Source organism: Mesobacillus stamsii (assembly GCF_030814065.1).
Taxonomy (GTDB): domain Bacteria; phylum Bacillota; class Bacilli; order Bacillales; family Cytobacillaceae; genus Mesobacillus; species Mesobacillus stamsii.
The window spans coordinates 50,851-70,123 of sequence record NZ_JAUSUN010000020.1; the positions used below are offsets into that span (position 1 = coordinate 50,851).

At 42.9% G+C, this 19,273-nt stretch carries 17 protein-coding genes and 1 riboswitch; of the genes, 3 read left to right on the plus strand and 14 right to left on the minus strand.

Annotation, left to right across the window (positions count from 1 at the left end; all coding sequences use genetic code 11):
- Positions 1 to 387: 387 nt before the first annotated feature.
- The 3 genes from J2S25_RS14605 to J2S25_RS14615 form a co-directional block, all read right to left on the minus strand.
- Positions 388 to 2,451: a DUF4179 domain-containing protein gene (locus J2S25_RS14605; RefSeq protein WP_307192245.1), complete on the minus strand. Its 2,064-nt coding sequence runs from the start codon at positions 2,449 to 2,451 to the stop codon at positions 388 to 390.
- 67 nt (positions 2,452 to 2,518) lie between these two features.
- Entirely contained in the window at positions 2,519 to 3,622 is a 1,104-nt protein-coding gene (locus J2S25_RS14610; protein ID WP_307192246.1) for an AI-2E family transporter, read from the minus strand.
- Between the two features lie 261 nt (positions 3,623 to 3,883).
- Positions 3,884 to 4,411, minus strand: coding sequence for a YceI family protein (locus J2S25_RS14615; protein WP_044391688.1), 528 nt, complete (start codon positions 4,409 to 4,411; stop codon positions 3,884 to 3,886).
- 280 nt (positions 4,412 to 4,691) lie between these two features.
- Here J2S25_RS14615 and J2S25_RS14620 point away from each other — a divergent pair, with 280 nt between their 5' ends.
- On the plus strand, positions 4,692 to 5,501 hold the full coding sequence (locus J2S25_RS14620) for an N-acetylmuramoyl-L-alanine amidase (RefSeq protein ID WP_044391690.1): 810 nt from the start codon (positions 4,692 to 4,694) through the stop codon (positions 5,499 to 5,501).
- 149 nt (positions 5,502 to 5,650) lie between these two features.
- On the opposite strand, the gene J2S25_RS14625 is transcribed toward J2S25_RS14620, so the two are convergent.
- Positions 5,651 to 6,142, minus strand: a complete 492-nt coding sequence (locus tag J2S25_RS14625; protein ID WP_307192247.1) for a hypothetical protein — start codon at positions 6,140 to 6,142, stop codon at positions 5,651 to 5,653.
- 394 nt (positions 6,143 to 6,536) lie between these two features.
- Between J2S25_RS14625 and J2S25_RS14630 the strand changes: the two genes are divergently transcribed.
- On the plus strand, positions 6,537 to 7,622 hold the full coding sequence (locus J2S25_RS14630; RefSeq protein WP_307192248.1) for a Gfo/Idh/MocA family protein: 1,086 nt from the start codon (positions 6,537 to 6,539) through the stop codon (positions 7,620 to 7,622).
- 82 nt (positions 7,623 to 7,704) lie between these two features.
- Here J2S25_RS14630 and J2S25_RS14635 read toward each other — a convergent pair whose 3' ends face one another.
- The 4 genes from J2S25_RS14635 to J2S25_RS14650 all read right to left on the minus strand — a co-directional run bounded on the left by J2S25_RS14635 (position 7,705) and on the right by J2S25_RS14650 (position 11,076).
- Entirely contained in the window at positions 7,705 to 9,165 is a 1,461-nt protein-coding gene (locus tag J2S25_RS14635) for a protein adenylyltransferase SelO (protein WP_307192249.1), read from the minus strand.
- A 166-nt stretch (positions 9,166 to 9,331) separates the two neighbouring features.
- Positions 9,332 to 9,613 carry a GNAT family N-acetyltransferase gene (locus J2S25_RS14640; protein ID WP_307192250.1) on the minus strand — a complete coding sequence of 94 codons (282 nt, stop codon included), beginning with the start codon at positions 9,611 to 9,613 and terminating at the stop codon, positions 9,332 to 9,334.
- 105 nt (positions 9,614 to 9,718) lie between these two features.
- Positions 9,719 to 10,249: a CBO0543 family protein gene (locus J2S25_RS14645; RefSeq protein WP_044391699.1), complete on the minus strand. Its 531-nt coding sequence runs from the start codon at positions 10,247 to 10,249 to the stop codon at positions 9,719 to 9,721.
- Between the two features lie 335 nt (positions 10,250 to 10,584).
- A complete protein-coding gene (locus J2S25_RS14650) occupies positions 10,585 to 11,076 on the minus strand; it encodes a YehS family protein (protein WP_307192259.1) in 492 nt (163 codons plus the stop codon).
- A 301-nt stretch (positions 11,077 to 11,377) separates the two neighbouring features.
- Here J2S25_RS14650 and J2S25_RS14655 point away from each other — a divergent pair, with 301 nt between their 5' ends.
- Positions 11,378 to 12,691, plus strand: coding sequence for an MFS transporter (locus J2S25_RS14655; RefSeq protein ID WP_307192251.1), 1,314 nt, complete (start codon positions 11,378 to 11,380; stop codon positions 12,689 to 12,691).
- Positions 12,692 to 12,851: 160 nt separating this feature from the next.
- Here J2S25_RS14655 and J2S25_RS20060 read toward each other — a convergent pair whose 3' ends face one another.
- From J2S25_RS20060 to sstT, 6 genes are all read right to left on the minus strand, one after another.
- On the minus strand, positions 12,852 to 13,055 hold the full coding sequence (locus J2S25_RS20060; protein WP_198528162.1) for a HepT-like ribonuclease domain-containing protein: 204 nt from the start codon (positions 13,053 to 13,055) through the stop codon (positions 12,852 to 12,854).
- A gap of 105 nt (positions 13,056 to 13,160) precedes the next feature.
- On the minus strand, positions 13,161 to 13,448 hold the full coding sequence (locus J2S25_RS14660) for a nucleotidyltransferase family protein (RefSeq protein WP_307192252.1): 288 nt from the start codon (positions 13,446 to 13,448) through the stop codon (positions 13,161 to 13,163).
- Positions 13,449 to 13,609: 161 nt separating this feature from the next.
- Positions 13,610 to 14,647: a ribonucleotide-diphosphate reductase subunit beta gene (locus J2S25_RS14665; protein WP_307192253.1), complete on the minus strand. Its 1,038-nt coding sequence runs from the start codon at positions 14,645 to 14,647 to the stop codon at positions 13,610 to 13,612.
- 18 nt (positions 14,648 to 14,665) lie between these two features.
- The gene (locus tag J2S25_RS14670; protein ID WP_307192254.1) at positions 14,666 to 16,897 is read right to left on the minus strand and encodes a ribonucleoside-diphosphate reductase subunit alpha; all 2,232 of its coding nucleotides are present in this window, start codon (positions 16,895 to 16,897) and stop codon (positions 14,666 to 14,668) included.
- Entirely contained in the window at positions 16,875 to 17,384 is a 510-nt protein-coding gene (locus J2S25_RS14675; RefSeq protein ID WP_307192255.1) for an acyl-CoA thioesterase, read from the minus strand. Before J2S25_RS14675 ends, J2S25_RS14670 begins: the two co-directional genes overlap by 23 nt.
- A gap of 163 nt (positions 17,385 to 17,547) precedes the next feature.
- Positions 17,548 to 17,732, minus strand: a riboswitch (cobalamin riboswitch).
- 117 nt (positions 17,733 to 17,849) lie between these two features.
- A complete protein-coding gene (gene sstT / locus J2S25_RS14680; protein ID WP_307192256.1) occupies positions 17,850 to 19,088 on the minus strand; it encodes a serine/threonine transporter SstT in 1,239 nt (412 codons plus the stop codon).
- Positions 19,089 to 19,273 lie beyond the last annotated feature (185 nt).

A 19,273-nucleotide genomic window follows, 5' to 3' on the forward strand; every position in this document is an offset into this window, starting at 1 on the left:
AAATGAGAAGCAAACCTAAAAGCAAAAAAATGGTTACTTGTAACTTCTTGTTCCTATTCAAATGATCAGCACCTTAAGGTTCTCCATTACCCTAAAATCAACAGTTTCCTTATTCTTATATATTTGCGCACGACAAATTTTATACCTATAAGAAAATCTCAATCGCCTTTATAATTGTCGCAACTTCCTAGTGGCAAGCACCTTTCTACTCGCCGTTTCCTTCTCCTGCTTTAGATGGCACTTAATCAGAACGGAGATCGTATGCTAAGTGTATTTATGTGAAAAGGGCTTTTTTATAGCGCTCATTGGCTATTTAATTGAATTGAAATTTTAATTCCCTTTAGTGTTTCTTTCGAGTATTTCGATAATTTTATCCATTTGTCAAACTTATTCTTTTTCCTCTAACAGCTGAACAGGCGCGAGATTCCAATCATCCTTCACATACTTCATGGTGTTGTATCCAATTATTTCGAGTTTCATATCGTTCTTTTCAAATCCTTCGATTCCCAATGTCTGTTCTGTGACAAAATAGCGGGGCTGCTCTATTTTTTCAAAATCGATTGGCCCTGAACGATCGTCGTATTCAACGCCATTTTTATCCATGAGCACTCCGTTCGATTCCATATTGGTGATGCTTGGTTGATCTGTCGAACCTCCTTGAAAACCGAATTGAATCGATTCGTACTCCCGATTTATTAAATCCTTATTGGTTATCACGACATTTGTCCATTGTCCATTTTTGACCTTATCGATGGCAATGTCACTCCCTGCATAGTGAATCGTCCGGGGAAATGGTTGAGATCCGCCCAGGTCAATCGTTTTCTGGTCACTAACGGATAAATAAACTGATTCTAACTCCGTTCTTACCTTTTTTGGCTTTTCGCCGTAAACTGGATCGAAGTACGTTTGATATCCAACCCAGTCATTGTCCTGCAAAGTCTGGATAAAGTAACCGCCATACTGGTCAGCCTCCACTTTTTTGTTGTTTACATTTAATGAACGAAAATTCACCATTTCAATTCGCTTCTCTACATCCCGACTATTGATTGCATACTGTAAGATCGTCGTAGTTGGCGCGATTATTAATTTATCGATCCGAATCGGGACTCCTTCGATTTTCTTCTGTTGCTCGATTTTATATTCCTTGGAAGGCTGTTTGGTCGCTGAAAATTCAAACGACCAATGTCCCGTTTTGTTCTCACCGGGCAAAAAACCAAATTTAAGCTCAGGGTCATTGCTCCATTCCTGAATCTTGGATACCCTTAGCTTGATTAACCCCTCCTCTTTTTTTAGCGGGTTTAGGGAAACCTTACCGTAGTATGTATTTTTCTTGGTTTCGTTGTTCCATCCTGTCCCATTATCACTTAGAGTAGAATACAATGGATACGATTGGGTTTTCATAATCTCAAATTCATTTTCAACGGAAATTCCATCCTCAAAATGGATAAAATATTGTTTGTCTTCTTTTAAAGCATGAATTTCATAAAAAACCAGCGTCCGGATATCATCGGCAACTACCCCGTTGATTTTTATCAATACATCCGCATTTTCTGCTTCTAAGTTTAGCCTTTTGCCAAACCCTTGCTGTAAAAAGGGGCGTAATTGCTCATTCTCTTCGGCCACCGCATAATAGACTTTCGGCAGCACACCCGTTATGAAACCAAGAGCGATCACGAATGCAAAAACACTTGCAGCAAGCACGGCCCATTTTTTTCGTTTTTTGTTCTTCCCTTTTCGCTGTTCCTTTTTTTCTGTCAATTTTTTCTTGATAGGATCGAGAAACTGTGATGGTACTGTAGGCTCTTGCAGCTCGTCAAACCTGAACATCATTACTTCCTGAAAACTGGCCAAATCGGCCTGACATGCCGGACAATGATAAAGATGGACCTCAAACTCGATTTTTGCCGGTCGATCCATCGATTTTAACAAATAATCGATATAATGTGTCTGATACTCTTCACAACCATGATAATCTTTTCCGTAAAGCTCGTTTCGGACGGACTGAATCCCAGCGTATAAATCGGTCTTAATTTTTCCCACTGTCATGCCAAGGATCTGCGCTGCCTCCTCAAGAGAAAAGCCTGCAACATGAGTAAGGATCAGCGCTTCCTTTTCCTCCATTTTCAAGTGGTCAATTGCTTTGTATAGATCCTGACGTGAATCTTCAGGACCTTTTAATCCGTCCTCTCTCGAAAGCTCACGGGCGCTCTGAATAAAATTTGCTGTCATCCACATTTTATGTGAATTATTTCCTTTATACTTTGGCCAATCCTTATGTACCTTCCCAATGAATCGGTAAAACAGTTCCTCCATCTGAAGCTGATTCTGTACGTAGAAACAACCAAGCGTATAAAAATATTGCTTATGCACATCTACCCAATCAACGACAAATTCAATCCCTTTCTCCTGGATCGCTGTCCCCGTAATCGGGTCTAGTTTTTTCAATATCATCCCTATTCCCCCCGGGGACAGAGGCCATTCCACTGTCCCAAAATGCATTGGCAAAGAAGACTATTGTTTATTTAACGTCCACAGACATACTTGCTCGCTTTCTGGCTCGTAAAAATTTTACCAAATTCAAAATGATTGTTTTGATGACTGCATAGGTCGGTACTGCCAATACCATCCCCAGGATTCCGGCCAGATTCCCGGCAGCCAGTAAAATAATGATGATCGTTGCCGGATGGGTATCCAGTGTTTTTCCTAGAATCAGTGGAGATAGCAGATTCCCTTCGATCTGTTGCGCCACTAGTATGACCACAACAACGAGCAACGCCTTCGTCGGGGAATCAAAGAAACCAACCAGCACGGCCGGTGCTCCTCCGATAATCGGACCAACATACGGTATGATATTTGTAAAAGCAACAATGAGCGCCATAATTAGTGCATAGCGCAAATCAATGATCATATAGCCGATAAACGCGAGAATACCCACAACGGAAGCGACAGTAACCTGTCCTTGGATGTAAGCAGAAAGAGTCTCCCCTGTTTCCTTCAGGATTTTCAGCCCCTCTTCACGGTATTCTTTCGGAATGAGCTTAGACACAGCTTGTGGGAAACGATGACCATCCTTGAACATGTAAAACAATAAAAACGGCACGGTCACGAGAATAATCGCGATGTTGGTGACAACGCCAAGAAAACCCATCAGACCATTCGTCAGACTGTTCGGCAACGTATTTGCATATTCAATCAGCCGCTGCTGTACGGAATCAATCGTATTTTGTTGCTCAACCCTGAAGTTTTTAAATTCGGATGAACGAACTATATTATAGAAATAATCCGTCGTCTTGTTAGCTAAATCGGGAAGATCATTTGCAAGCTCGGTTGCCTGTTTGGAAACAGCTGGAACTAGATTTCCGATCGCAAGGACAAGCAGTCCCCCAAATACTACATAAATGATCAAGATCGCAAGTACCCTCGGAACTTTTTTACGATGCAGAAAGTCGACCACCGGATTCAGCAGAAAATAGAGGAAACCCGTAATCAAAATTGGGAAAAACACCGTCGAGATAAAAACCCCGATCGGTTGAAAGATAAATGAAATCTTCGTAGAAACATAAATGATAGATGTGATAAGCAAAATCTGAATCAGCCAGAACTGCATTTTTGATTTATTCAATATATGTACCTCTCACCTTAGATTATTTTGGTAAAATTATACCAAGTTTTCATTCTAAAGTATATCAGTGTTTCGAATATAAGTGGCGGTTGATTTTTAAGTAAGCTACGGAGGACAGTTTCTCGTTTCTCACCAAACCTGTGTCAAGATTCCCCCTCAAACATCTAACCAAGCCTGCCAATGTCTTCCCAATTGACTTCAAATACAAATAAAAAAACCATCCAGAGACATCAAATCACTGAATGGTTTTTAAAATCTAACTTATGCTGCCGGGTTTACTTCAAGTTCTACTTTAATCTTAATGTCTTTCCCAACCATGACACCGCCTGTTTCAAGTGCTGCATTCCAGGTGAGACCGAATTCTTCCCGGTTTACTTTTGCTTCTGCTTCGAAACCGTATACTTCGATGCCCCAAGGATTTGTTCCTTTGCCGCCGTATTCGACATCGAATGTGATTGGCTTTGTTACGCCTTTGATCGTTAGGTCGCCTGTTACTTTGTAATCCGCACCATCACGAGTAATGTTAGTTGATGAAAATTCGATAGTTGGGTTATTTTCGATATCAAAGAAGTCTGCTGATCTGAGGTGATTATCACGGTCCTCGTTGCGTGTATCAATGCTTGCAACGTCAATGTTGATTGCAATGGAAGCGGTAGTTAAATCTGTCAAATCTGCTGCTTCAATATCCGCGGAATAAGAATTGAATTGTCCTTTTACCTTTGATACCATCATATGTTTCACTTCAAAGCCAATTGCTGAGTGTGCCGGATCGATTGCGAATTTAGTCATTCCAAAATCCTCCTATTTTACTTTTAATTCGAGATATTATTCCAAAAAATAAATCTCTAAATCAATTATTTTTAATTCGAGATAAATTTAACATGAAATGAATCTAGCTGTCAACACCTATGCATCCCTCGAACGACTTCAAACTTATTTAGATTTAGGTTTTTTCAAGTTCACAAGCATTGTTCATGAAAAAATTCTCGCCACACAGGACATGCACCCTTACCAATTCATTTCTTTGACGTATCCTATAAGGAAATCTATTTTAAAAAGAGGTGATCTGATGAAACTATATTTAGATCCTGGCCATGGCGGCTCAGACCCAGGAGCACAGGGAAATGGTCTTCTTGAAAAAAATTTGACCTTAGATATTGCACTGAGACTCCGTTCGATTCTAGAAAAAAACTATCAAAATATCGAAATCAAAATGAGCAGGACAAGCGATTTGACCAAAAGTCTTATCCAGCGTACTGATGAGGCTAATTCTTGGGGGGCTGATTTTTATCTGTCCATTCACATTAATTCTGACAAAGGTTCAGCGAGTGGATACGAGGACTACATCTATAGTGGCCTTTCAAATAATTCAGCAACCGCTCAATACCGTGATCTTATCCATTCCGAGGTGATAAAATTAAACAAGCTCCCTAATCGCGGCAAGAAAATAGCCAATTTTCATGTACTTCGTGAATCATCAATGGCTGCGATGCTCTCAGAAAACGGCTTTATCGATCATGCCCATGATGCCGCGCTTATGAAGCAAGAATCCTGGCGGCAAAGCGTTGCTCAGGGACATGCGAACGGGATTGCGAAGGCGTTCAAACTTTCACCAAAGAATCGCACAAATCCAGCCCCGGGCAGCAGACAATCTTTGCACAAAGTGATTGCCGGTTCTTTCCAGGACCGAACAAATGCGGAGCATCAACTCTCAGTCCTGAAAGCAAAAGGGTTTGAAAGCTTTATTGCAACGGTGGAGATTTCAGGCGAGAAATGGTACCGTGTACAAGCAGGTGCATTTTCAAACCGTGATTCTGCCGAAGCTCGCGTCCGCGAAATGGAAAGCCAGGGAATCCATGCATTTATCATCACAGAGTAACACAGACAAACAGCCGAATCCTTTAGAAGGATTCGGCTGTTTTATTTTCAAGTTTTTTTCATAGGACTGCACGAGAAACCATAAGCAGAAGTGGAATTGAGGTATTGACCAAAAGCAGGGAACGAAAGTGTTAAGATGGAACACACGATTTAATCAAACGTTTGAATAGTTATTCTTACCGCTGCATCATCGGAAGTTCTCTTTCCTTTTTTCCTTTTCGGGCACATGTTGGCCTTTCTTGTGACCGTGCTCTCGCTTTTTCTTCCTTCTCGGGCACATGTTAGCCTTTCTTGTGACCGTGCTCTCACTTTCTCTTCCTTTGCGGGCACATGTTGGCCTTTCTTGTGACCGTGTTCTCGCTTTCTCTTCCTTCTCGGGCACATGTTGGCCTTTCTTGTGACCGTGTTCTCGCTTTCTCTTCCTTCTCGGGCACATGTTGGCCTTTCTTGTGACCGTGCTCTCACTTTCTCTTCCTTTTCGGGCACATGTTGACCTTGCTTGTGACCGTGCTCTCGCTTTTTCTTCCTTTTCGGGCACATGTTAGCCTTGCTTGTGACCGTGCTCTCACTTTCTCTTCCTTTTCGGGCACATGTTGGCCTTTCTTGTGACCGTGCTCTCGCTTTTTCTTCCTTTTCGGGCACATGTTGGCCTTGCTTGTGACCGTGTTCTCGCTTTTTCTTCCTTATCGGGCACATGTTGGCCTTTCTTGTGACCGTGTTCTCGCTTTTTCTTCCTTATCGGGCACATGTTGGTCTTGCTTGTGACCCTGCTGAATAATTATCAAAGGTAAAACAACCATCCCTAGCAGTCAGACTAGTATAAAAAACTTTTCTTCATATACTCCCGCAAAAAATAATAAGAGAAGCAAATTTCTGGTGTGTTGATTTTTACCTGTAGATCAACATCAATTCCTTTTCAAGCCCCTCCCAGATTGTAACCTGTACCTTTCTGGGTATTAAAAAATCTGAAAATTATTTTACTTTCTACCCCTGCTGGATTTACTATTAAACTATACTAAGGACAGAGGTGTTATTTTTGAAAAAGTTTAGAGTAGGTATCATCGGGACGGGTTTTGGCGCAAAGGTACATGCGCCAATGATGGCACAACACGAAGGATTCGAGGTAGCAGCAGTCTCGAGCGTTTCAAGGGGCAATATTGAGGAAGCCAGGAACGCCAGCGGAATTGAAAATGTCTACACTGACTGGCGACAAATGCTTGAGGAAGAAGCTCTCGATTTAGTAGTGGTCTCTTCTGCAGTGAATTTGCATAAAGAAATGGTTGTTGCCGCTTTTAAAAAGGGCATACATGTAGTTTGTGAAAAACCAATGGCTATGGATGTTGCCGAAGTAGAAAAAATGATTGTGGAGCGGGACAAAGCGGGAAAACTTGGGCTGATCAACCATGAATTCCGTTTCTTGCCGGCTCGTACAAAGGTAAAAGAAATTTTGGAGAACGGGCAACTAGGGGATATTTTACATGTCCGTTACCTGTGTTCATTTGCGAGCTATAATGGTCTGGTTTCAAAACCACGCGGCTGGCTCGGGCAGGAAGATAAGGGCGGCGGCATGCTTGGGGCGATCGGCTCCCATATGACGGATTCTCTTCATTGGTGGCTGGATAGCACATTTAAGCAAGTTTTTGCTCAGCTTCCTATCCATGTTCCTATTCAAACGGCTGATAATGGGCATACAGAACACCGGACAGCGGACGACGCTTTCCAAATCATCGGTTCTCTTGAAAACGGTGCGACTGTAACATTGGAGCTCCTTTCCGCAGCGCGCAAAACCGAGAACACATGGCGTCTGGAAGTATTTGGTACGAGAGGAACACTTGTAATGCTGGATGACAATAAGGTCCTCCTCTCCGCCGGAAATTCGCCATTCGAAGAAGTGGAGCTAGTGCGTGATTTACAAGCTCCTTCTGGGATGCCAGAGGTTGCAGCCCGATATTATAATGGCTTTCAAAGGGCTTTGAACGCGCTCCATGAAACGCTTCTTTCCGGTGAGAAGCACCCGTATCTCGCAGATTTCGAGCATGGACGTTCGACGCAAAAAGTATTGGACGCAGCCAGGATTTCAGCGCGTGAAGGGCAAAAAGTAGAAGTAAAAGGCAATCCCTGATGGGACTGCCTTTTTTCATGGCTAACGATGTTCTCGATTCCGGTAATGGACATTTTTTCACGATTCTAACCATAAAAACACATCATGTACCGCAAAAAGTCCGATATGGATTCGCGGATGGCGGGGCGGGTTGGCAGAATTCTGCTTGCTCCGCTGAGTGCTCATATGGGTTCGCCAGGATTTCAAGCAGGTTCAGCAGGACGCTCATGTCGCCTTTTGTCGCTGCCTCCAATGCTTCTTCTACCCGATGATTTCGCGGGATGACCGCTGGGTTGTTGTTTCGCATCAATTCCTGGGCATCTTCCTTTGATTCTTCCTGACGTCCTAGTCTTTGTTGCCACCTTTCATGCCACTGGATAAATGCTTCCGTTTTAAATAGCTCCGATCCTTCCAGCTTTCCAAAGGTCAAAGCTTTAAACGTATTCGTATAGTCTGCATTGTTGTTATTCATCAAGTTAAGGAGTTCAGAAATTAAGGTTTTGTCTTCTTTTTCCTCATGAAAAAGTCCAAGCTTCTGCCTCATACCTGTTAGAAATTCCATTTCGAAAGTATCGGGATATGCTGAGAGGGCTTCCTCGGCTAGCTTCACGGCTTCCTCCTCGTTCTCATGAAGCAATGGCAGCAAAGCTTCTGCAAGTCTAGAAAGATTCCAGCCGGCAATATACGGCTGATTTCCATAGGCATATCGCCCCTCTTGATCTATCGAACTGAATACAGTTGCTGGGTCGTAATTGTCCATAAATGCACAAGGACCATAGTCGATCGTCTCTCCGCTTATGGACATATTATCTGTGTTCATGACACCGTGGATAAAGCCGACATGCTGCCACTTTGCGATCAAAGCTGCCTGCTTGGTAATCACTTTTTTCAAAAACGAAAGGTATAGGTTCTCCTCTCCGTCGAGGTCAGGATAATGGCGCTTGATGGCATAATCAGCCAGTTCTTTGAGGTCTTCTTTCTTGCCCCAGTTGGCAGCGAATTGGAATGTACCGACTCTTAAATGGCTTGCGGCTACACGTGTCAGCACCGCTCCAGCCTGAATTGTCTCCCGGATGACTTCTTCTCCTGTCGAAGTCACAGCGAGGCTTCTCGTTGTCGGAATCCCCAAGCCCGTCATCGCTTCACTAATGATAAACTCGCGCAGCATCGGTCCAAGTCCTGCCCGGCCATCGCCGCCTCGGGAATACGGCGTCCGGCCTGAACCTTTCAACTGAATGTCATACCTTTTCCCATCAGGAGTGATTTGCTCACCAAGCAACACAGCCCTTCCATCCCCCAACATCGTGAAATGGCCGAACTGATGTCCAGCATAAGCCTGGGCAAGGGGAACCCCTCCATTTGGAATTTCATTTCCGCCGAAGATGGCAGCTCCTTTGTCATTTTGAAACGGCTCGCAGTTCAATCCTAATTCTTCCGCAAGCGACTCATTAAAAATCACCACTTCAGGTGCTTTCACTTTTGTCGGTTTTTGCTGGCGATAGAATATGTTTGGCAGCTGCAAATAACTATTATCCATTTTCCAGCCAGCTTGGTTATCCGTCATTGCTATTCCACCCTTCTCCCATAATCTTGTATTCGGTTATCTATCCAAAAATATCCCTTTGAATTAATATACCCTACTGATGGAGTGGTAACGCTATTTTCACGAAGAAAAGATCTTAATCAAACGTTTGATTAAGATCTTCAAAAGGATCATTAGTCCCTAAGACTCAATTTTTTAAAATCCCACTGTATTTCGGATCCCTCTCCAGTTCTTTTTTTGCATACGTACAAACAGGATCGATTTTCAAGCCTTCATTTTTCGCCTTTTCGGCAACATGGCGGACCAGTTCTCCCGCAATACCATGTCCCCGGTACGCTGGATCTACCCCAGTGTGATTGATGACCAACACCTTATCACCATTCCTTATAAAGGTCACTTCTCCAACCTCTAGCCCGTCTTCATCCTTCGCAACAAAGCGGCCAGCTTCTTCAGAAATTTGGAATGACATCCTTACACCTCCAAAAAATACTTTCAAGATATACTTAATTATACCTTTCTGACCACCAATCATGTAACAATTCCGCTTCCACATAAAAGTCCGCGCCCAAATCGTTCATCGAAAAACACTGGCAGGCACATCAAACTTGTTCCATAGAAACACGATAAACACGGCGGAAACAATCAAGGCAAATAGCGGATTATGAAAATGGATTTTTAAAACAAGGAACATCACAGAATCGAACAGCACAGACCACCATAGGTTCCAGCCATTAAAATACTTCATTAGCCCGAGGTGGACATCTACCAGTTCATTCAAAAAATAGACACTTATCCATGCAAAATAATAAACGACTTTCTTCATGCGCCCGTCCCTCGGAAAATGGGCCAAATAGGCGAAGCAGGTAGCTGGATATTTGACAGCCATAATGAAAAAAGAAATATGAGTATTCGTGATGCCAGCATGCTTGTCCCCTGGCACAGGATTATACTTCCACATCGGGTAATGTTCAGATAATAAGTACATGTACAGAAAATCACCAAGGATGAAAAAGAGAACCGTTGGATAGTACTTTCTCCAGTTCTGCCAGTCTCCCCACAGCACAAAAATACCAGCCCATATTAACCCATAAATTACATTAATCATACACTCGCCTCATTTTACAAATAAAGGAAATTTACCTTAGTATAACCATGTGATCTAGTTAACAGTCATCAAAAAACAAAAAACGCTGATTCGCATACGTTGCGATCAGCGTTTTTTCTTGTCTTTTTTATCAGTAGCCTGCTCAAATAGTTGAGTTACATACCCCTTTAGCTCAAAGCCCTCTTCACTCATAAACTCAGTGATTTGTTTCATGATGATCTACCTCCGTTTTAAAGCGTGTTACGCTTATTATTCCCACTCTAGCAATCTTTTAATCAACCAAAGATTGGCAGAAAAATAATTAGGCTGGCCGATCAGGGTTTTCGACGGCTTCCTTATTCCCTGTACTTCAAGGTCAAACCTTTTAGGAAGTTACGGGCAAACTTATCGCCGCATTCTCGGTAATTTTTATGGCCAGCCTTCCGTAAAATGGCACTTAGCTCCCCTTTGGAAACCCGGACACCGGCAAGTTCAAGAAGCTCTAGCATGTCCTCGCTCGTCAGCGACAAGGCAATTTTTAGCTTCTTCAATAGCTGGTTGTTCACATTTTCCCCGCTCAAAGGGGGAGAGCCATTTTCTCCTGGCCGTTTCCCTCTTTTAAAGGTAACTAGACCATTTAAGAACTGCTCCATCATCGCATTGTTGACCCTTATATAATCCTCGGACAACTCATCGTCTTCCTCTTCGTCGACTTTCTTCAGCATCAGCTGCACATCATCTTTTCTCATATCCACGCCGCCTAGCCTGAACATCTCCACCATATCTGTATCCTTGATATCCAGGGCATATCGCAAACGGATCAGTATATCATTGTTAAGCATTTTCAGTCCTCCTATAGCTTGCCTCGTCACTAGTATTGCTCCATTGTAGCATATTTACTTCCTGTGCTGAAAAATGGTGAACGCATCGGTGTTTCTCCCTATTCCATTTCAAACTGCTGAAACCCGTTGCACCAAATCTCGATACCCCTATAGGCATTGATGATGCCCTCTTGTCAAAAAATGTTCAATACTTTTTGACAGAATTGTGTTGGTGTTTTCAGATGTGAAGTTCGTCACAACTACTGTGTGATATAAATGGTTTATTAATCTTATAAACACCTACTTAAAAATATTTGGAGGAATGAAAATGGCTCGCATAAATAAATGGAATCCGGAAGACAATCGTTTTTGGCAATCCGAAGGCAAGAAACACGCCCAACGGAATTTATGGATTTCTGTTCCTTCCCTGATGCTCGCTTTCATTGTCTGGCAGATTTGGTCTGTAGTTGCCATTCGCTTAAATGATATTGGCTTTAGCTTTACGGATCAGCAGCTTTTCACTTTAGCAGCCATGCCTGGTCTTGTTGGTGCAACTTTACGATTTGTCTACACCTTTGGAGTCGGGATGATGGGTGGTCGTAACTGGACCGTCCTGTCGACGGCAGTGCTTGCGATTCCGGCAATTGGCATCGGTTTCGCTGTCCAGAACCCTGATACACCTTATTCGGTTATGCTTTTACTCGCAGCACTTTCCGGCCTGGGTGGCGGAAACTTTTCCAGTTCTTCCTCCAACATCAGTTTCTTTTTTCCGAAAAAGGCACGTGGAACCGCACTTGGAATCAATGGTGGTTTAGGCAATATGGGGGTCTCTGTCGTTCAATTCGTAACACCGTTGATCATTACAACTGGAACTTTCGCTTTTATCGCTGGTGATGGACAGCAATTATCCAACGGCCAGCAGGTTTGGCTGCAAAATGCAGCTTTCATCTGGCTTGTACCAATTGCAATTGTCACGATCGCAGCATGGTTCGGCATGGATAACCTGCCTGGAACAAAGCAATCATTCTCAGATCAATTCGTGATTGTAAAAAGGAAACACACTTGGATCATGACATGGCTTTATGTTGCAACATTCGGATCTTTCATTGGGTATTCAGCAGCATTCCCACTATTATTGAAAGCACAGTTCCCTGAATATATTTCTTTTGCCTTCTTAGGTGCCTTCCTTGCCGCAGCATCACGCCCTGTCGGCGGATGGCTTGCTGATAAAATGGGCGGAGCTAAGCTGACGTCGATCGTCCTGATAGTGATGTTGGCTGGAGCTGGTAGTGTCATTTATTTTCTAGGCACAAAGCAGTTCGGCGGATTCTTGGCATCATTCTTGATTCTGTTCATTGCGTCTGGTATGGGCTCTGGTTCCACCTTCCAGATGATCCCTGAAATCTTCGTTCCGAAAGAAGCGGCACCAGTCCTAGGGTTCACCGCAGCCTTCGCGGCGTACGGATCCTTCCTGATTCCGAAGCTGTTCGGCTGGTCCGTTACTATTTCCGGCGGCTATGTGCCAGCATTCTCGCTTTTCATTGGTTTCTATGTATTGTCGATCATCTTAAACTGGTATTACTACCAGAGAAAGACTTCAGAAGCAACAAGTACCCAGAAAAAGGCAGCAACCACAGCTTAGAAAAGCCTAACAAAAAGCCTTATCCGTTCTGAAAAACGGGTAAGGCTTTTTGTATTTCAGTTCTATTCTCCAAGTATTTCCCACTTCAAACAGGAACAATTTTGTAAGTGAATTAGCAATAAAAAGGCTTTAGATTCCTTAAATCCCAAGCCTTTACGTATTAAACGTATTTATCAAGAATAACGGTTATTTTTTCTTTCAAAAGTGGTATTTCTTTTTCAACCACGTTCCATACTATTCCATTATCTACTCCAAAATAATCGTGAATTAAAACATCTCTTAATCCCGCCATCTCACGCCAAGGTACATGGGGATTTTGCTTTCGAAAATCTATTGTAACACGTTTAGTTACGAATGACCGCATCTTGAATTAGTTTAGAACTAAAAAAGTCACTTTCACCATTTGAAATATATAATTCAATATTTTCTATGCACTCCAAAATATGAAGCAAATAGATTTTGTCCTTTTTCATAATTGAATAGCTCCGTTTACCACATCTTCTTTCATACCCCAATGAATCGCGTTCTCTGTTACAACATCGACTTTAATACCGAGTATGTCTTCAATCTCTTGTTTAAATCGAACCAGATCAAACAAACTTCTGTCTTTCTCAAATTCTTCAAGTAAATCAAGGTCACTTGTAGGTCCATCTTCATGCCTTGCAACTGAACCAAAAACCCGTACATTATAGATGCCATGATCATCTGCAATTTTTAATATTAAATCACGCTTTTCTTGAAGAACATCATATAACATAACGAATCCCTCACATTCTTCCTTACTATTAATACCATTATATCATGTCTTTTTATAAAAGTTCATTCTTTGGAGCAGGACATCTTTTTATGTATGCCTGTTTAAAAAGCGCGTTAATCCTTCTGGATCAACGCGCTTTTCTTTTGTTTTCGATGGCAGTCTTATAGTTCATCAAACCCATTCTCATCGGAGGTTTTCGTGTACTGTCTTGATTTTTGCTCAAAGAAGTCCGTTTTGCCAAGGTCCACTTCCTGATAGGCGATAATCCATCTTAATGGATTGGTTCGATGCCCTTCGAAGGGGGCAGTAAAGCCTAGTTGTTCTGCCCGTTTGTTTGCCATGAACTTGATATATGCTTCCACGTCTGACAAAAGTAGCCCGTCGATCTCGTTGCCGATAATGTATTCAGCCCACTCAGTCTCCAATCGTGCCGCTTTTTGGAAGGCTGTCGTTCCAAATTCTCTCAGTGATTCTGTGTCATATTCTGGATTTTCAAGGAGAATCTCTTTGAAAATTTTTTCAAATAACCCTACATGCAGCTGTTCGTCCCGGTTGATGTAGTTAATCATCGTGCTGGTGGCGACCATTTTCTGATTCCGCGCAAGGTTATAAAAGAAGGCGAAGCCCGAGTAGAAAAACAGGCCTTCGAGAATGACATCATAGATGATGGAATGCAACAAATTTCCTATGCTTGGATGTTCCGCGAACCCTTTATAGCCGTCCGTGATAAATTCATTCCGCTTGCGCAGGATCGGTTCTGTCCGCCAGTAGTCGAACACTTCCTCTTGCTTCGACTTGGATACGTTGCTTGATAACACGTAGCTGTAGGAATGGTTATGGATTACTTCCTGCTGTGCCAAAATGATCATTAATGCATTTAAACTGGAATCGGTGAGATAATCGGCAACTTTGCCAGCATAGTCTGTTTGAATGCTGTCAAGGAGTGCCAGCAGACCGATGATTTTCAAAAAAGCATCCTGTTCTTTTTCGGAAAGCATGGAAAATTGCTTGATATCCTTTGACATATTGATCTCAAAAGGAGTCCAGAAATTCCCCAGCATTCTCTTGTATTTTGGATAAGCCCAGGGGAAACGGACATCATCCCAATTCAATATATTGGAACTCTGGCCATTTAAAATGCCAGTTGAAGCATTGGGAGCTCCAACGTCTACAAGGTTTCTTTTCTTCAATTGCGTCATTGATTTTCATCCTTTCTTTTAACTATGGCAGCTCTCACATTCAGCAAACTCACTGCTGGAGGTGGAGCGGACGTAATACGTCGTTTTCAGTCCGGACTTCCATGCATCCATATGCAGCTCCAGCAGCGCTTTTGCCTTAATGTTGTTTGTGACGTAGAAATTAAACGAAATCCCCTGATCGATATGGCGCTGTCGGCGGGCATTCTGTCTGATGCTCCAATGCTGATCCACGTTATAGGCTGTCTTATAGAACCACATCGTTTCGGCCGATAAATCTGGTGCGGTCACAGGGATTTTATAATCCTTCTTCTCCTCGGAGTATTCCAACCTAAAAACCGGATCAATACTTGCTGTCGAACCAGCTAGAATCGAAGTGGAAGAATTTGGAGCTACCGCCATCAGATACCCATTTCTGATTCCATTCTGCTTTACTTCCTCAGCCAGGTTGTCCCAGCTGTCACCAATGTATTGTCTTTTTTTGAAAAATTGTCCTGTTGACCAGTCCGATCCTGCGAAATAAGGGTATGCCCCTTTTTCTTTTGCCAGCTCGAGACTTGCGCTGATAGTGAAAAAGGCAATCGTTTCATAGAGACGATCACAATACTCGACCGCTTCTTCACTTTCCCATTTAATCCCTTGAAGAGCCAGTAAATGATGCCACCCAAATGTACCCAGTCCGATTCCCCTGTAGTTCTGGTTGGTTATTTGCGCCTGGAGGACAGGAATTTCATTGATATTGATAACATTATCGAGCATCCTAACTTGGATGTTGATCACTCTCTCAAGTACATCATCTATCACGCTCTTTGCTAAAGAAATCGAGGATAAGTTGCAGACAACAAAGTCCCCCGGTTTTTTATAGATTACTATCTTTCCGTCCTGCACCGTTTCCTCTTCAAGGAGGGTAGGGCTCATATTCTGGGTGATTTCTGTGCAGAGATTGCTGCAGTAAATCATCCCTTTATGGTGATTTGCATTGAGCCTGTTGACCTGATCCCTGTAAAACATGTAGGGGGTGCCGGTTTCGAGCTGAGAAATCATGATAGATTTGAAGATTTCAATAGCAGGAACCACTTCGTGTGACAAACCAGATTGATGGACGCAAGCCCAATATTTTTCGCGAAAGGAGCCAGCCCCCTTCTCCTCATCAAAATGATCTTCAAGGGAAAATCCCATGACCCTCCTTACTTCATGAGGATCGAACAGATACCAGTCCCCACGGTTTTCCACCTGTTCCATAAATAAATCCGGGATACATATGCCTGAAAATAAATCATGCGTCCGCTGGCGCTCGTCTCCATTGTTCAGCTTGGCATCAAGGAATGAGAAGATGTCTTTATGCCACACATCGAGATAAACAGCAATCGCCCCTTGACGCTGTCCTAATTGATCAACCGAAACAGCGGTGTTATTCAGTTGTTTCATCCACGGAATGACTCCCGAACTGACCCCTTTAAAACCTTTGATATCACTGCCGCGACTTCTGATCTTTCCAAGGTAAACGCCAATTCCGCCCCCGTTTTTGCTTAAGGTGGAAATATCTGTATTCGAGTCGTAAATACTTCTTAAATCATCAGCAACTGTATCAATAAAGCAGCTCGATAACTGTCCATAGCTTTTGCCAGCGTTCGATAATGTCGGTGTGGCGACTGTCATATATAAATTGGAAAGCGCCCAGTAAGCCTCTTCCACTAATGGAATCCGCTTTTCCTTTGGTTCTTCAGCTAACAATGTCATCGCGATCATCATGAATCGCTCCTGTGGAAGTTCGGCAATATCACCATTTTGGGTGCGTGCCAGATACCTTTCCGCCAAGGTTAAAAGCCCTATATAGGTAAACAGCTTGTCTCTCTCTGGATCGATGACTTTTTCCAGGTGATCTATTTCGTCACGGGAGTAGGATGCTAACACTCGATTGTCATAAATCCCAATCTCTATTAAGCTATTGATCAACTCATAGAATGAACCGTAACCAGATTCTATTCTTCCATTTCGAAAATGGGCACTAAGTCTGTATAATTTTTTTAAATAAAACCCCGCAGCTACATATGTCCATTCAGGCTCGTCCCGGCTAATTCGTTCCACTGCGGTCAAAATCAACATGTTCTCGATCTGATCATCGGTCATATCCTTCACTTCAAGGGCTTGGTCCACCTTTGCTTTGAAAAATGGAAAGTCCAATTTAGGGAACGCAAACTCTATTTCTGCGATCAGTTTTGCTGCATTTTCATCCTTTGCTTGGATACTCATCGATTATCCCTCCAACTTGATTGCTTTTTCTTGCTTCCAGCCTGCGCTTCCTTCGCATATCGGCAGTATTGAACATCTCCCGTTCTTGATCGTTTTCTGGAATGACCCTTGCGACTGGCTCCGGTTTACCATTCTCATCCTTCGCGATCATCGTAAGAATTGACGTGGTCGTCAGCGTTCTCCTGCTTGTTTTCAAGTTTTCACTTTCCACTTTCACGAATACTTCCATTGATGTTCTGCCTGTTGAAATGACCACCGCTTCGAGTGTTAAAATATCGCCTACTACCGCGGCAGACAGAAAGTTAACCGAGTCAATCGAGGCGGTGACAACTGCCCTCCTGCTGTGTTTCATCGCGGCAATTGCGGCGATTTCATCAATATAGGACAGCACGGTTCCGCCAAAAATCGTGCCAAGATGGTTTGTATCTGGCGGCAGGACGAGCCTGTTCTGAAATGTCCTTGACACATTTGCTGATAATCCTTCCATGTCCGACCTCCTGTGTGTAAAAAATGCTCCCTGAAAAATAAGAAAAACCCATCTCGAAAGATGGGTTTAAGTAACGTTGATATCCTAACAGCTCATATAAAGCACCAAAAACAGCATGAGACTATCAATTTATCCCCGTATACCTTCCCTATTCCCGAAGAAGATAACACGAATAAATATGGCAGGTCTCCTGACTTGTGCATCACCCTATTTTAAGGCCTTCCCATCTATTTGTTAGACAGTGGTTCATCCTTATTTCGTCAGCACTTACAGTTGCGGGAACAGTTCTGGATTCACACCAGATTCCCTATTAAGTCTTATTCAGACACCATACTTATCGGCAATTTCAATATTTAGATGTAAAAATCTCTTACTAACACAATATATTGTGTTATATGAATTGATAGTAAATCATCTTACCTGCTTTTTCAACTATTTTTCACTATTCATTTGAATATTTGACAGTTAAGATGTCTTCTTGATGTTGATTACTTTTCCTTCTTGGCGCCATTTTCTGAATTCTACAGCAGCCGTAAAAAGAACGTCTGTCGATGAGTTAAGTGCCGTTTCAACAGAGTCTTGCACAACGCCAATGATAAAACCTACAGCAACCACTTGCATCGCGACATCATTTGGGATGCCAAATAAGCTGGCTGCGAGAGGGATCAGCAACAATGAGCCGCCAGCAACACCAGAAGCACCGGCTGCACTGATGGCAGCCATCACACTAAGAAGGATGGCGGTTGGAATATCCACTTGAATGCCAAGTGTATGGACAGCAGCCAGTGTCATCACGGAAATCGTTACAGCTGCTCCTGCCATATTAATCGTTGCGCCTAACGGAATCGAAACAGAGTAGGAGTCTTTATCCAGCCCTAATTCTTCACAAATTTTAATATTCACAGGGATATTAGAAGCTGAACTTCTTGTAAAGAAAGCGGTAATCCCGCTTTCTTTTAAGCATTTAAACACAAGCGGATATGGATTTTGCCTTATCATCGTGTACACGATAAGGGGATTGACGATAAGCGCAACGACCAGCATACAGCCTATTAAAACCGCAAGCAATTTTCCATAACCAAGCAAGGAACTAAGCCCGTTTGTCGTAATGGATTCAAATACTAGACCCATAATGCCAAGCGGAGCAAATTTTATAACCCAGGCGACAATCTTGGACATAGCATCGGCTAAATTGCCAATCACCACTTTTGTTGAATCTGCTGCACTTCTCAGAGCAAAACCGATCAGGACTGCCCAGGCTAAAATTCCGATATAATTAGCATTTATAAGAGCGTTAACCGGATTGTCAACAATATTGAGCAATAATGTTCTAAGAACCTCTACCACACTTCCTGGAGGCGTCATTCCTTCGGTGCCAGCTGTCAATTTTAAGCTTACCGGGAACAGGAAGCTAGCAATAACGGCGATAAGTCCCGCCAAGAACGTTCCCAAAAAATAGAGGAAAATAATCATTTTCATGTTTGTTTTCTGTCCGCGTTTATGCTGGGCAATCGCCGACATAACCAGGAACAGTACCAAAATGGGAGCAACTGCTTTCAGAGCCCCTACAAATAATGATCCAAAAATGGCAACAGGCTTTGCAACTCCAGGGATTGCAAGTGCCAGGATCACCCCGATTACCAGACCAGCAATGATCTGCTTCACCAGGCTTACTCGGTTCAATTTCTTTAGTAAATCGTTCATCGTCCTCTCCCTCACAAGTATCTTTTTGTTTGCCACAAGAGCCGTTTCATGTAATCTGTATTATAGATACTGAAATATCATAATACAATTTGTGAACTACTCCCACCACTTACCACCCTTACAGGTCGCTTGAAGTGGGGGCTTCTCGACTTATCGTTGCTTTTGCTAGCCAACGAAAACTGACC

Bases quoted from the DNA above. Each gene is read 5' to 3' on its own strand.
- J2S25_RS14605 (WP_307192245.1), bottom strand. From the start codon at position 2,451: ATGATATTGAAAAAACTAGACCCGATTACGGGGACAGCGATCCAGGAG.
- J2S25_RS14615 (WP_044391688.1), bottom strand. From the start codon at position 4,411: ATGACTAAATTCGCAATCGATCCGGCACACTCAGCAATTGGCTTTGAA.
- J2S25_RS14620 (WP_044391690.1), top strand. From the start codon at position 4,692: ATGAAACTATATTTAGATCCTGGCCATGGCGGCTCAGACCCAGGAGCA.
- J2S25_RS14635 (WP_307192249.1), bottom strand. From the start codon at position 9,165: ATGACGGATAACCAAGCTGGCTGGAAAATGGATAATAGTTATTTGCAG.
- J2S25_RS14640 (WP_307192250.1), bottom strand. From the start codon at position 9,613: ATGTCATTCCAAATTTCTGAAGAAGCTGGCCGCTTTGTTGCGAAGGAT.
- J2S25_RS14645 (WP_044391699.1), bottom strand. From the start codon at position 10,249: ATGATTAATGTAATTTATGGGTTAATATGGGCTGGTATTTTTGTGCTG.
- J2S25_RS14655 (WP_307192251.1), top strand. From the start codon at position 11,378: ATGGCTCGCATAAATAAATGGAATCCGGAAGACAATCGTTTTTGGCAA.
- J2S25_RS20060 (WP_198528162.1), bottom strand. From the start codon at position 13,055: ATGCGGTCATTCGTAACTAAACGTGTTACAATAGATTTTCGAAAGCAA.
- J2S25_RS14660 (WP_307192252.1), bottom strand. From the start codon at position 13,448: ATGTTATATGATGTTCTTCAAGAAAAGCGTGATTTAATATTAAAAATT.
- J2S25_RS14665 (WP_307192253.1), bottom strand. From the start codon at position 14,647: ATGACGCAATTGAAGAAAAGAAACCTTGTAGACGTTGGAGCTCCCAAT.
- J2S25_RS14670 (WP_307192254.1), bottom strand. From the start codon at position 16,897: ATGAGTATCCAAGCAAAGGATGAAAATGCAGCAAAACTGATCGCAGAA.
- J2S25_RS14675 (WP_307192255.1), bottom strand. From the start codon at position 17,384: ATGGAAGGATTATCAGCAAATGTGTCAAGGACATTTCAGAACAGGCTC.
- sstT (WP_307192256.1), bottom strand. From the start codon at position 19,088: ATGAACGATTTACTAAAGAAATTGAACCGAGTAAGCCTGGTGAAGCAG.